The sequence below is a fragment of the Neptuniibacter sp. QD34_54 genome, from assembly GCF_047778055.1.
Classification (GTDB): Bacteria; Pseudomonadota; Gammaproteobacteria; order Pseudomonadales; family Balneatricaceae; genus Neptuniibacter.
On sequence record NZ_CP180546.1, the window covers coordinates 932,050 to 945,021 of the forward strand.

10 protein-coding genes are annotated in these 12,972 nt (G+C 43.9%); 2 read left to right on the top strand and 8 right to left on the bottom strand.

Features of this window, described 5'->3' with window-relative positions:
* Window positions 1-123 precede the first annotated feature (123 nt).
* The 8 genes from ACMXYP_RS04010 to ACMXYP_RS04045 all read right to left on the bottom strand — a co-directional run bounded on the left by ACMXYP_RS04010 (window position 124) and on the right by ACMXYP_RS04045 (window position 9,857).
* Window positions 124-492: a histidine triad nucleotide-binding protein gene (locus ACMXYP_RS04010; RefSeq protein WP_415883724.1), complete on the bottom strand. Its 369-nt coding sequence runs from the start codon at window positions 490-492 to the stop codon at window positions 124-126.
* Window positions 493-592: 100 nt separating this feature from the next.
* Window positions 593-2,119, bottom strand: coding sequence for a SpoVR family protein (locus ACMXYP_RS04015; RefSeq protein WP_415883725.1), 1,527 nt, complete (start codon window positions 2,117-2,119; stop codon window positions 593-595).
* On the bottom strand, window positions 2,116-3,405 hold the full coding sequence (locus ACMXYP_RS04020) for a YeaH/YhbH family protein (protein ID WP_415883726.1): 1,290 nt from the start codon (window positions 3,403-3,405) through the stop codon (window positions 2,116-2,118). The genes ACMXYP_RS04015 and ACMXYP_RS04020 overlap by 4 nt, the downstream gene beginning before the upstream one ends.
* A 102-nt stretch (window positions 3,406-3,507) precedes the next feature.
* Complete coding sequence (locus ACMXYP_RS04025) at window positions 3,508-5,430, bottom strand: PrkA family serine protein kinase (protein WP_415883727.1); 1,923 nt, start codon at window positions 5,428-5,430, stop codon at window positions 3,508-3,510.
* 170 nt (window positions 5,431-5,600) lie between these two features.
* Complete coding sequence (locus ACMXYP_RS04030; protein WP_415883728.1) at window positions 5,601-6,725, bottom strand: dihydrolipoamide acetyltransferase family protein; 1,125 nt, start codon at window positions 6,723-6,725, stop codon at window positions 5,601-5,603.
* A complete protein-coding gene (locus tag ACMXYP_RS04035; protein WP_415883729.1) occupies window positions 6,722-7,705 on the bottom strand; it encodes an alpha-ketoacid dehydrogenase subunit beta in 984 nt (327 codons plus the stop codon). The genes ACMXYP_RS04030 and ACMXYP_RS04035 overlap by 4 nt, the downstream gene beginning before the upstream one ends.
* On the bottom strand, window positions 7,702-8,784 hold the full coding sequence (gene pdhA / locus ACMXYP_RS04040) for a pyruvate dehydrogenase (acetyl-transferring) E1 component subunit alpha (RefSeq protein ID WP_415883730.1): 1,083 nt from the start codon (window positions 8,782-8,784) through the stop codon (window positions 7,702-7,704). The genes ACMXYP_RS04035 and pdhA overlap by 4 nt, the downstream gene beginning before the upstream one ends.
* A 29-nt stretch (window positions 8,785-8,813) precedes the next feature.
* The gene (locus tag ACMXYP_RS04045) at window positions 8,814-9,857 is read right to left on the bottom strand and encodes a Leu/Phe/Val dehydrogenase (protein WP_415884639.1); all 1,044 of its coding nucleotides are present in this window, start codon (window positions 9,855-9,857) and stop codon (window positions 8,814-8,816) included.
* Window positions 9,858-10,264: 407 nt separating this feature from the next.
* Here ACMXYP_RS04045 and ACMXYP_RS04050 point away from each other — a divergent pair, with 407 nt between their 5' ends.
* Window positions 10,265-11,473: a L,D-transpeptidase family protein gene (locus ACMXYP_RS04050; RefSeq protein ID WP_415883731.1), complete on the top strand. Its 1,209-nt coding sequence runs from the start codon at window positions 10,265-10,267 to the stop codon at window positions 11,471-11,473.
* A gap of 18 nt (window positions 11,474-11,491) precedes the next feature.
* Entirely contained in the window at window positions 11,492-12,952 is a 1,461-nt protein-coding gene (locus tag ACMXYP_RS04055; RefSeq protein ID WP_415883732.1) for a hypothetical protein, read from the top strand.
* Window positions 12,953-12,972: the final 20 nt, after the last annotated feature.

Genomic DNA, 12,972 nt, shown 5'->3' on the forward strand with positions numbered 1-12,972 from the left:
AGAGCCGTAATTATATTCCCTTAGGATACCGCTTCCAATTACGGATTTTGATAGCTATATCGTTTAGTTATAGCTAAAGCGTAGCGATTATCCACACTTTAGCTGAATCTCAACTTAGCGGGCTTAGGTAAGCGCTTCTTTCATTTTCTCTTGGTATGGTGGCCAGCCCATGGGTTTGCCACCCAAAAGGTGAAGGTGGATATGATAAACCGTTTGGCCCCCATCAGAGTTGCAATTAAATACAGTTCGGTAGCCTGATTCATCGATTCCTAACTGCTTAGCAATAGTGCCAGCAGTTTTGACCATATGACCAACGACTTCTGTATCTTCAGCACTAATATCATTAAGCGTTGCTATATGTTTGCGCGGAATAATGAGTGCGTGTGTTGGTGCCTGAGGGCTAATATCATTGAAGGCAATCACGTGCTCATCTTCGTAAATGATTTCGGCCGGAATCTCTTTATTTATGATTTTACAAAACAGGCAATCCATCAGTTTTCCTCACTGTGATAAATACTTGAATGCAGTATATCCAGTGTTATCAATGGATTAAATACTGAATAACCGTTAGTAAACAAAGTTGTCGCTCGGTTTAGAGTAGCGATTCTGTTTTCCCTTCCGCAAGGATTTCTGGGCAATGGTAACTTTTAGTCACTGTATTATCAGGAAGTACTGATTCAAGATGGACATCAAAACCCCACAAGCGATGAATATGGCGTAGGACTTCTTCGGTGGATTGGCCGAGCGGTTGTTTATTATACATAAAGTGTCTCAAGGTTAGGCTTCGATCTCCTCGGACATCTACGTCGTAGACCTGAATATTAGGTTCTCTGTTCCCTAAGTTATATTGAGAAGAAAGATCTTCACGTACTTGACGATAGCCCGCTTCATCATGGATTGATGTGACTTCCAAATTGGCTTTTTCAGAGTTATCCATAATGGTGAAAAGTTTTAGCTCACGGATGAGTTTTGGCGAGAGGTACTGGAGAATAAAGCTCTCATCCTTATAGTTACGCATGGCGTAGTCTAATGTCTTTTTCCAATCGGAACCTGCGATATCAGGGAACCATTCGCGGTCTTCGTCGGTTGGTTCTTCACAGATACGTTTGATGTCCTGCATCATGTTGTATCCCAATGTGTAGGGATTAATGCCGTTGAAGTAAGGACTATCGAATGGCGGTTGGTAGACAACACTGGTATGTGAGTGAAGAAACTCCATCATAAATCCATCGGTTACTAAGCCCTCTTCATGCATTTGATGCAGAAGCGTGTAGTGCCAGAAGCAAGCCCAGCCTTCGTTCATTACTTGGGTCTGTTTCTGTGGATAGAAATATTGCGCCACTTTTCGAACGATACGAACAATCTCTCGTTGCCATGGTTCAAGAAGTGGGGCGTTTTTCTCTATAAAATAGAGTATGTTTTCTTCAGGTTCTTTAGGAAAGTGCTGAATAACTGGTGTTGCTCCTTCCTCTTTTTTTGGAATCGTGTTCCACAAGTCGTTTAAGTGACGCTGGATATATTCTTCCCGCGCTTGCTGGCGCTCTTTTTCTTCATCTGCTGTCAGCGGTTGTGGGCGAACATATCGATTTACGCCATAGCTCATGAGTGCATGGCACGAATCCAGTAGCTCCTCAACTGTATCTACACCGTATCTTTCTTCGCATCGGCTGATATAGCTTTTAGCAAAGAGAAGGTAATCAATAATCGCTGAGGCATCGGTCCAAGTTTTAAACAGGTAATTACCTTTAAAGAAAGAGTTGTGACCATAACAGGCATGAGCAATAACAAGGGCCTGCATTGTCATGGTGTTTTCTTCCATTAGATAAGCGATACAGGGGTCGGAATTGATTACAATCTCATAAGCAAGGCCCATTCTGCCGCGCTTATAGTTTTGTTGGGTATCAACAAACTGTTTACCAAAGGACCAATGGTTATAGTTTAAAGGCATGCCGATGGAGGCATAGGCATCCATCATCTGTTCGGAGGTAATGACCTCGATCTGATTGGGGTATGTGTCTAAGCCGAAGTCTTTGGCAATGCGAGCGATTTCTCGGTCATATTCGGCAATAAGTTCAAAGCTCCACTCAGCTCCGGTGGATATTGGACTGCGTTTTTTCATGCTGCCCCCTCAACCTTTTTCTCAAATAGACTACGAAATACTGGGAAAATATCTGCTGGGGTTTTTATCTGTTGCATGGCAAAGCATTCTTCCCACTTTGCTTGTAGGCGTTCATATTCGTGCCACAAGTTTTGGTGGGGTCCTGTAGTGATCTCTACATAGGCGAAATACTGAACTTGCTTGAGGATCTTTTCATCAAGGAGCTGGTAGCATTTACTTGAATCTCCATCCCAGTTATCGCCATCGGATGCCTGAGCTACATAGATGTTCCAGTCTGCTGGGGAATAACGTTCTTCTAGAATATCTGAAGTCAGGTCTAAAGCGCTGGATACGATCGTGCCGCCGGTTTCGCGGGAGTAGAAGAACTCTTGTTCATCGACTTCTTTGGCGTGGGTATGGTGGCGAACAAAGACAACTTCGATCTGTTTATAATTCCGTTTCAGGAAGAGGTACAGCAAGATAAAAAAGCGTTTCGCCATGTCTTTAATGCTTTGAGTCATAGAGCCAGATACGTCCATAACGCAGAACATCACGGCCTTGCTTGAAGGCACGGGAACTTTGATTAAATTGTTGTATTTAATGTCAAAGTCATCAAGGAAAGGTACACGCTTTAAACGCTGTTTAATCTCTTCAATTTCGGAATTTAATGCTGAAATCTGTTTCTCTGCATCATCATCGGGTAAACGTTTTTCTAAGGTTGAAATTTCTGCTTTGAGTTCGCGAATTTTGCGGCGGTCTTTACCGGTTAAGGCAATGCGACGTGCGTGGGCTGCTTTTAATGAACGCACAATATGAATCTTGTCGGGGCTACCAGCATTGGTAAATCCAGCTCGGCGGGTTTCAAATTGGGTTGCGCTTTTAAGCTGTTTTTTGACTAGATAGGGGAGTTCCAAACCATCAAACATAAAGTCTAGAAATTCTTCCTGATCGATCTGGAAGGTGAAATCATCTTCCCCTTCACCTTGATTGCTGGCTTGGCCTTCACCGCTGCCGCCGCCACCGCCGCCACCTTGCGGGCGTTGGAACTGATCCCCTACAACAAACTCTTTGTTGCCAGGGAAAACTTTATTACGAACGCCGCCTTCACCATGATGAAAAATTGGTTCGGAGATGTCCCTGCGAGGAATGGTAACGCTGCCACCTTGTTCGATCTCTTTGATGGAGCGGCTGTTCACCGCATCTTCTACGGCATCTTTAATATGCTTTTTATAGCGACGAAGAAAGCGCTGACGGTTAACCGTGCTCTTGTTCTTGGAGTTCAGGCGGCGATCTATGATGTAACTCATAATACTTCTATCCCCGTAGATGGCCTGCACTTAGGCTCTTCATCTCATTCGGGCAGGCCTTTGCCCGAATGAATGCCTTCACCAACTGTTATTGCCGATGAGCTACTGTGATTTTCTAACGCGGATATACCATTCAGACAGTAATCGTACCTGCTTCTCGGTATAGCCTCGTTTTATCATCCGTTTAACAAACTCACCATGTTTGGTTTGTTCGTCAGTAGAGGCTTTCGCATTAAAGGAAATAACAGGTAACAAGTCTTCCGTATTGGAGAACATTTTCTTCTCAATAACGGTACGCATTTTCTCGTAACCCATCCAAGATGGATTTTTACCGTTGTTATTGGCACGAGCACGCAGTACAAAATTAACAATTTCGTGTCGGAAATCTTTTGGATTACTGATACCGGCAGGTTTTTCGATTTTTTCGAGTTCCTCGTTAATCGCCTGACGATCTAATATGTCACCTGTTTCTGGGTCGCGATATTCCTGATCCTGTATCCAGAAATCAGCGTATGTGACATAGCGATCAAATATATTTTGTCCGTACTCTGAGTAAGACTCTAAGTAAGCGGTTTGAATCTCTTTGCCCAAGAACTCGATATATTTAGGTGCGATAAACTCTTTTAGATAGCCTAAATAGCGATCTTGGATTTCGGCAGGGAATTGCTGCTGTTCAATCTCTTTTTCGAGTACATAAAGGAGATGGACTGGGTTAGCTGCAACCTCTGAAGGGTCAAAGTTAAATACTTTGGATAGAATCTTGAAAGCGAAACGGGTCGATAAACCATCCATTGCTTCATCAACACCTGCAGAATCCTTATATTCCTGCATAGATTTCGCTTTAGGGTCCGTGTCTTTTAGATTCTCGCCGTCGTACACACGCATTTTTGAATACAGGCTGGAATTTTCAGGTTCTTTCATTCGCGAGAGAACTGAAAATTGAGCAAGCATGTTTAGCGTATCTGGTGCACAGGGTGAGTTGTTCAACGAACTGTTTTCTAAAAGTTTTTCGTAGATATGGATCTCTTCAGTTACACGGCAGCAATAAGGTACTTTTACGATATAAATACGATCGATAAAGGCCTCATTGGTTTTGTTGTTCTTAAAGGTCGTCCACTCTGATTCATTAGAATGGGCGAGGAGAATACCATCGTAAGGAATAGCACCCATGCCTTCGGTACTGTTGTAATTACCCTCTTGGGTCGCTGTTAATAGAGGATGGAGGACTTTGATGGGGGCTTTGAACATCTCCACAAATTCCATCATACCCTGATTGGCACGACAGAGTGCGCCTGAGAAACTATAAGCATCTGGATCATGTTGTGGGAAGTCTTCCAGTTTGCGAATATCAACTTTACCTACAAGGCTGGAAATATCTTGGTTGTTTTCATCACCGGGTTCGGTTTTGGCGATGGCGATCTGATCCAAAATAGAAGGGTAGAGTTTTACTACTCTAAATTTGGAAATATCGCCGCCATATTCGTGTAAGCGCTTAGCTGCCCAAGGTGACATGATCCCTTTTAGATAGCGGGAAGGGATGCCGTATTCTTCTTGCAAAATAATGCTATCTTCTTCTGGCTTAAACAGACCTAAAGGTGATTCGAAAACCGGTGAGTCTTTAATTGCATAAAATGGAATATGCTCCATTAAATGCTTAAGACGTTCGGCTAAGGATGATTTACCGCCGCCTACAGGCCCGAGTAGGTAAAGGATCTGTTTACGTTCTTCTAGACCTTGAGCCGCATGTTTAAAGTAAGAGACAATATTTTCGATCGCATCTTCCATACCATAAAACTCGCTAAATGCAGGGTAACGGCGGATCAGTTTGTTCGAAAAAATACGACTTAGTCTTGGATCAGCAGCGGTATCAACCATTTCAGGTTCACCGATCGCTTGCAGCATACGTTCAGCCGCATCAGCGTAGATCATAGGGTCCTGTTTACACAGTTGGAGATATTCGTCCAAACTGTATTCTTCCTGCTGAACAGAATCATAGCGGGCTTTATAGTGGTCAAAGATACTCATACAAATCACCTTTATTCAGCCAAGCTTATTTGGATTTTTGAATAATTATGTCAGGCTGTTTTGCTTGCTTACCTGTAGTTAGTGTAGTTCACATTTTTGAACTCTGAACATTTGACTCTAAAACTTTCCTTAAGGTTTCATCGTTTAATAATCTTATGATTTATAAGGACTTATATTTCTTGTAGTTCAAGGTTTTGGATAAACGTAGCTAGAAATCGAGCCGCTTCGCCGCCAGTGAGTGCGCGGTGATCAAAGGTAAGTGAAATAGGAAGAATACGATGAATTTTTATTTCCTCACCTACGGCTACAACTTGTTTGCGAATAACGCCTGCACCAATAATTGCCACTTGTGGGGGAACCACAATTGGATTTGCGTAACGTCCGGCAATAGTGCCGAAATTACTCAACGTGATTGTGGCTCCTTGTAGTTCAGAAGCAGGGATCGTTCTGTTTTTGACATCTGTACGGAGAAGATTTAATCCTTCTCGTAGATGGGAAGGTGAGCGGTTACTAATGTCACGTAATACTGGAACAAATAATCCCTGTTCTGTATCAACCGCGATACCAAGATCAATTTTGGAATGTATTCGCCGACTGAGGGTATTGCCATCAAACCACGAATTAATTGCTGGTTCTGTTGTGCAGGCTTCTGCTATGGCATGGATTAACCGTTGTGTGATATCTGTGTCTTTAGGCCAGCTATTAATATCTGCATCTTCATGAATAGTGACAGGCACGACTTCACTATGCGCTTTGCTCATGACCTGCGCCATATGCTTACGAACCCCACGTAAAGGCTCAGCTTTGCCATGGGTTTGATCCAGTCGAGCGGCTTGTTCAACGTCTTTTGGCGTGATGTTGCCTTGTTGTCCGCTACCTTTTACTTGGTTTAAATCGATATTTAAGCGTTTGGCTAAGGCTCTTACTGCTGGTGTCGCTTTCTGTGTTGTTGCACTGATTTGGCTGCTTGGAGCGGCACCAATAAAGAAGGAATCTTGAGTAGTGGAGTCTGTGTTTGCTTGTGGAATTTCACCGACAACAGTACCACTGTCACTGTCTTCTTGACCTTCAAATTCCAATAGGGGCTCTCCAGTGTGGATAACATCACCTGGCTGCCCAAATAGATGCGCTATCACACCTGCTTGCGGAGAGGGTACTTGAATAATCGCTTTGGCTGTTTCTACAGACAGGAGTACTTGGTCTGTTTCTACAGAATCACCTTCTTTGATATTCCATTCCACAATTTCTGCTTCAGGAAGTCCTTCGCCGAGATCTGGTAGTTTGAAATATTTCATGCGAACTCCAATGTCTCATTGATACTGTCGATGATGTCTTGAGTGTTAGGTAGGTAGTGATTTTCAAGACGGAAATAGGGCATAACAGTGTCATAACCCGTTACCCGAGCAATAGGCGCTTGTAGATCTAAGAGTGCTCTCTCTGCGATGGTTGCAGCTATTTCTGCACCTATACCCGCATTTCTAGGGGCCTCATGTACAATCACAACGCGCCCCGTCTTTTTCACGGAGGCTAGAATTGTAGTCATATCTAAAGGGCTGATACTGGCTACATCGATCACTTCACAGTGCACACCTTTATTTTGGAAATGCTCTGCTGCTGCTAATGTTTCTGTGATCATTGCACCCCAGCTAATTAACGTAATATCTGAGCCCTCACGTAGCGTAAAACAGCTGCCTAAAGGCAATGCTTCGCCGTTATCTAAAATCTCTTGTTGCTGGCTGCGATAGATCCGCTTGGGTTCTAAAAAGAGCACAGGGTCTGGATCTCGAATGGCTGCTAAAAGAAGCCCGTACGCACGTGCTGGAGAGGAGGGAATGACGACCTTAAGGCCAGGAATGTGAGCCAAAAGGGCTTCAGTACTTTCCGAGTGATGTTCAGGGGCATGAATGCCTCCACCAAAAGGAGCTCTAATCACCATAGGGCAGGTGAGACGGCCGCGGGTTCTATTTCGCATGCGTGCGGCATGACAGATGATCTGCTCTAATGCGGGGAAGATAAAGCCCATAAACTGGATCTCAGCCACTGGTTTCAAACCTTGGCTGGCCATACCTATACTCAGCCCTGCGATCATAGACTCTGCTAATGGCGTGTCCATTACGCGCTTAAGGCCAAACTCATCTCTTAGATTCGCGGTAGCGCGAAAAACACCGCCATTAACGCCAATATCTTCTCCCAATAGAACGATCTCCTCGTCCCTTCGCATCTCTGAGGCCAAAGCTAGATTGACCGCTTCAAGAAGACATACTGAATGTTTCATGATGCATCCTCCACAGCATGGCTAGCATTTGGCATCGCCTTGATTGTCGCCCAGTCCCTCTGTTCGATGAGATGCTCGGGTAGCTCGGCATACATGTAATCGAACATGGACTCGGGAGCTTGAGGATCAATTGCTAAATACTTTTCTGCTGCTTGTTGGACGAGTTGCGTGATCTCTTGTTGAAGAGCTTGTTCTTTCGATTCGTCCCAAAAGCCTTGAGTAACCATGAAGTTACGCAAGCGTTTTACTGGTTCTTTCTCCCAAGCTTGCTTCAGTTCTTCGTTATCCCTGTAACGGGTCGCATCATCAGCGGTAGTGTGGTCACTTAAGCGGTAGCTTATGGCTTCAATTAGGGTGGCTCCTTTACCGTCATAAGCGCGCTGTAAAGCTTGAGTTACCGCTTCATGCATAGCAATCACATCGTTACCATCCACTTGCATACCGGGAATTCCAGCGGCTTGTGCTTTGTCAGCTAACTGAGCGGCAGCGGATTGGATTTTACGCGGTACAGAAATTGCCCACTGGTTGTTGTTGATGATAAAGACTACAGGTAGTTGCCATACCCCAGCGATGTTTAGGGATTCCATAAAATCCCCTTTAGAGGTGCCGCCATCGCCAATTAAGGTCACAGCAGCGTGCTTTTGATTACGTACTTTTAGCGCTGTTGCAACACCACAGGCATGCAATGATTGAGTGGCGATTGGGACTGAGTTAGGGAAGTCCTTCTTCATATGGGGTGAAGCATTGCCTCGTTCATCACCGCCCCAATATAAAAGAATATCTTCAAGGGCGAGTCCTCTAATCATCTGGCAGGCATGGTTTCGATAGTAGGGCACGAGAACATCTTCTTCGCTCATGCAGAGTGCCGTGGGAACATCGATTCCTTCTGAGCCTAGTAGGGATGCGTAAGTGCCCAATTGACCCGTGCGTTGTAGCGCGATGGCTTTAGCGTCAAACTGTCTAGCCAATACCATGTTGTGATAGCAGCGTAGAAACCAATCAGGTGATTGGCACCATTGTGGCAAGCGCTGTGTGGGATTCCCCTCACTATCTAAATATTGCAGTGGTGTGTGACTCATAACTCATCCTCCTAACCGCTATCATTAGCTTAAGCTGCGGAATTGAAGTCGTTAGATGCACTGATGATTTGTTCAGCCTGGTGATTGGCTAGACGATGTACACCTTGCTTAGCTTGCGCCGCGTTTTGATAAAGTTGGGTGAGCGAATCACCTATCTGAATAACTTTTTGGCGGATCTCTCGGCTGTTCTGTTTTGAATATTGCAGTGCTACAAAAATTAAACCGCCCGCGTTGATCAGATAATCAGGTGCGTAAAGGATATCTTGAGCGGCTAGCAGGTCGCCGTGTTTCTCTTCTGTTAGTTGATTGTTGGCTGAGCCAGCAATGATGGACACACGAAGTTGTGGCAGAGTCGTGTCGTTTATAATCGCACCAAGTCCACAAGGGCAAAACACATCAGCATCTACAGCGTAAATCTGATCAGGTGCAACACTCGCAGCGTTAAAGCTTTTCTCGCATTGAGTCACACGAGCTTGATCAATATCGGTAACTGTCAGCTTGGCTCCGGCTTGATGGAGTAAGCGGGCAACTTCGTAACCTACATGTCCTAGGCCTTGGATACTGACGTGCACACCTTTCAGTGACGTTCGATTTAACTTGAATCTGACGGAAGCTTTAATCCCTTCAAACACGCCGAGTGCGGTATAGGGGGAGGGATCGCCAGTGGTTTGAGTGCAGGTTACAAAGGCGGTGCTCTTTTGAATCTGATCCATGTCGCTAATCTGAGTACCGCTGTCCATTGCTGTTATGTATTCACCACCTAAACCATCAACAAATTGACCAAAGCGCTGCATAAGTTCTGCGCGGTTGAAGTCTGATTTTGGCTTAATGATGACAGCTTTGGCTCCACCGTGCGGAAGTCCAGCAAGTGCTGCTTTGTAACTCATACCTCGAGCCAATCTAAGCGCATCAGTTATGGCAGAATCGTCATCGTTGTAGTGAATAAACCTGCAGCCGCCGATCGCGGGGCCACGCAAAGTCGAGTGAATGGCAATGATAGCCTTGAGGCCCGTTTCAGGGTCGTGGCAGAAATGTAGGCGTTGTGTGCCATTGCTTTCCATCTGTTCAAACATCACGGGGTCCTCCGTCTGTATCTACAGGAAAACATCAATTGTGTGCAGTTAATCGGTGATTTGTGGGTCGCACTTTTACCAGTTAACTGAACTTTGTATGCGGTAGCGTGTCTTTTGGATCTCTACACTTTTGGAATAGCACAGTTTTAGGCAAATTTCAGATTGAAAAATTCAAAATAAATTACAGTCTCTCAAGCATTTTGCAGGTGCGAAATGGCTAGAAGTGCGTCTTTTCGCTGAATTTACGGGTGGTATGGCAAGAAAATTACTGCGAAACCAAAAAAACTCAAAAAGTTTTAAATTTAGTAGTGGAAAAATCGGTTTTTAAAGGACGATAGAGTCCCATTCAGGATGAATATAGTTATAATCATTGGTTAATAAAAAATAGGTTGGGGCTTTCTGGATAGATGAAAAAAAGTTTCGTTTGTACTGTAGTGATGTTGAGCGCACTGGGCATTCCTCAGAGCAGCTTATATGCTGAAGAAACTGCTCCCTATGGCATTTCGGAAGGGAATGAAGAGTTACTTTTAAGTGGCTTGAATAATCTTAAGAGTCAGGAACTGGACTCGGCTCTATCAGATCTACAGGAGCTTACTGAACGCCGACCAGATTTTCGTCTAGCTCAGTTAGTTTATGCTGATATTCTTGCTGCTCAGGCACAAGGTGCTCCCCTCAGTCATAAACGAGGTGACCATCAGCAAAAAATCGAAGGACTTATTTCTGAAGCTAAAGTTAGATTGCTGATGGAAATGGAAAAGCCATCTGCAGATATGTTGCCTGCAGACATGTTGACTCTATCTCCTGATCAAAAGCATGTCATTATTGTTGATACTCGCTTATCGCGCCTTTTCCTATTTGAAAATCAGAATGGTATCCCTGTGCTTGTTAAAGATTATTACGCTTCGTATGGTCGTGGCGGCACAGGCAAAGAGGTTGAGGGTGATCTAAAAACGCCGCTGGGCGTTTATTTTACTACCAGCCGATTAGAAGATGAAAATTTACCATCTCGATATGGTTCAGGCGCACTTCCGATTAATTATCCTAACGTTTGGGATGAGAGGTTAGGGCGTACAGGCTATGGTATTTGGCTACATGGTTCACCTGTGGAAACTTATAGCCGTCCACCCAAAGCTAGTGAAGGCTGTATATCTCTAACCAACCCTGATTTTATTGAATTGGATAACTTGATTAACTATCAGAATACACCCGTTCTAGTTGGTCATAACGTTCGTTGGATTCAAAAGGCAGATTGGTTAGAGCAGAAAAAGCGTTTCACTAACTTAGTTGAGCGTTGGGCGTCTGATTGGGAAAGTCTTGATCATCAGCGTTATATAGAGAACTATTCTCAAAACTATGACGATGGCAAACGTCAATATTCACAGTATTCTAGCTACAAGAAACGTGTAAATGGTTCTAAAAAGTTTGTAGATGTAAATCTACAAAATTTAAGTATTTACCGATATCCAGATAATCCAAATCTGGTTGTGGCTACATTCCAGCAAGATTACAAAAGTAATAATCTTTCCGGCAGCTCAGTTAAGCGTCAGTACTGGACCTTTGATCAAGATCGCTGGCGTATCGCTTATGAAGGTAAACCATCAAAAGGCAGACCTTAAAATATCAGGGAGATAGGGTTGAGCGATTCAAGTTTAAGTTCTTCTGAACTATTGCTGAGTAATTTATCTGATCATCAGGTTATTCGCATTGAGGGGTCCGTCCAGTGGATGGAATACCTAACTGATCAAGTGAAACAAACCCAACCTGATACATTTGAGATTAAAGGCTCTTTAGCTTTAGATGTTGTACAGAACAATTTGGCTGAATTTCTCCAAGTGGAATCTGGAGCGTCGTTTGTTCAGCAGGAACTAAAACGTTGGTTACAGCAAGGGCGCCGTCTGCAGATTATTGTTAATAGTGATGATGTTTGTACTGACGCTCTTACTTATTTGTTAGGTCTTCCTTCTATCTGTGATGAAACAGGTCCTGCTGTAACGATCATATTGCTAAGTACTCCGGAACTGATTTCTGCGTTGAAGTCTTCTTCATTACTCGCTAGCAAGTTAGATGGCTATTATCAAGAGGATGTTAATTCAGACTCAGTATCTGTGGGTAGTAATAAACCCTTAATTGCTGTTGGTGCTCTTGTAGTTGTTTGTTTAAGCACTGGCGGATGGTATTGGTTTGGTAGCCAAAAGAGTGTTAAAGCTCATGAATTAGTTGTGGCTAACTCAGATGATTCATCCCAGAAAGTTGGTGAAGCAAAGGTGAGGCAACTTGCTCAAAACGAACAAACAGTAGTTGATTCAAACCTAAAAGCTGACAAGCAGATTAAACTGGCGGTAACCGAAGTAATGCTTGACGTTGCTGTTGAAGAAAAAACACCGATAAAGGTGGAGTCTGTTGTTAAGCCATCGGAACCTATTGAGGTTCCTAAGAAACTCAATCCAGAGTTGGTGGCGTCTTTGACCGCTACAGTGGAAAAAGCAAAACAGAAGCGTGATAAAACGTCGCAAAACTCAGTTAACACAGTTGCAGGGTTTAAAGAGCGAGAAGCTGTTAAGATTAATGAGCCAATTAAAGTAGCTAAAGCTGGATCGAGAGAGTTAGCTGCTTCTGAGCCGTCAAACACATTAGCGCAGCTCCAGACCTCTTCTACAATTGAGAGTCAGCGACCAGCTGAATCGGCTTCTGAATTCGTAGTTAAACCTGGCCCTAAAGAAAACAATGAAAAAGCTGTACGCGAAGTTTTCACTACTTGGCATACAGCGTGGGAGAAGCAGAACTGGGATGACTACATCAACAGTTATCTACAGAATACCACCCTATATGGCGTTAAAATGTCCCTCGAAGAGTGGCGTGCTTTTCGTAAAGATCGCTTGCTCTCACCTAAATGGATAAAGTTAGAGATCCAAGCTCCGAAATACACTCGTCTTAATTCGCACTGGTATAGAATTGAATTTTATCAGCGATTCGAGAAGCCAGGCTATGCAGATGAAACAAATAAGCGTTTAGAGCTGACTCTAACATCTGATGGTTGGAAGATTGCTTCTGAAGCTGCAAATGGCACGGTTGTTTTAAAGCGGCCGACCCGCTAAGAAGTCGAAATAAGTGATAA

Bases quoted from the DNA above. Each gene is read 5' to 3' on its own strand.
- ACMXYP_RS04010 (WP_415883724.1), bottom strand. From the start codon at position 492: ATGGATTGCCTGTTTTGTAAAATCATAAATAAAGAGATTCCGGCCGAA.
- ACMXYP_RS04015 (WP_415883725.1), bottom strand. From the start codon at position 2,119: ATGAAAAAACGCAGTCCAATATCCACCGGAGCTGAGTGGAGCTTTGAA.
- ACMXYP_RS04025 (WP_415883727.1), bottom strand. From the start codon at position 5,430: ATGAGTATCTTTGACCACTATAAAGCCCGCTATGATTCTGTTCAGCAG.
- ACMXYP_RS04045 (WP_415884639.1), bottom strand. From the start codon at position 9,857: ATGTTTGAACAGATGGAAAGCAATGGCACACAACGCCTACATTTCTGC.
- ACMXYP_RS04030 (WP_415883728.1), bottom strand. From the start codon at position 6,725: ATGAAATATTTCAAACTACCAGATCTCGGCGAAGGACTTCCTGAAGCA.
- ACMXYP_RS04020 (WP_415883726.1), bottom strand. From the start codon at position 3,405: ATGAGTTACATCATAGATCGCCGCCTGAACTCCAAGAACAAGAGCACG.
- pdhA (WP_415883730.1), bottom strand. From the start codon at position 8,784: ATGAGTCACACACCACTGCAATATTTAGATAGTGAGGGGAATCCCACA.
- ACMXYP_RS04050 (WP_415883731.1), top strand. From the start codon at position 10,265: ATGAAAAAAAGTTTCGTTTGTACTGTAGTGATGTTGAGCGCACTGGGC.
- ACMXYP_RS04035 (WP_415883729.1), bottom strand. From the start codon at position 7,705: ATGAAACATTCAGTATGTCTTCTTGAAGCGGTCAATCTAGCTTTGGCC.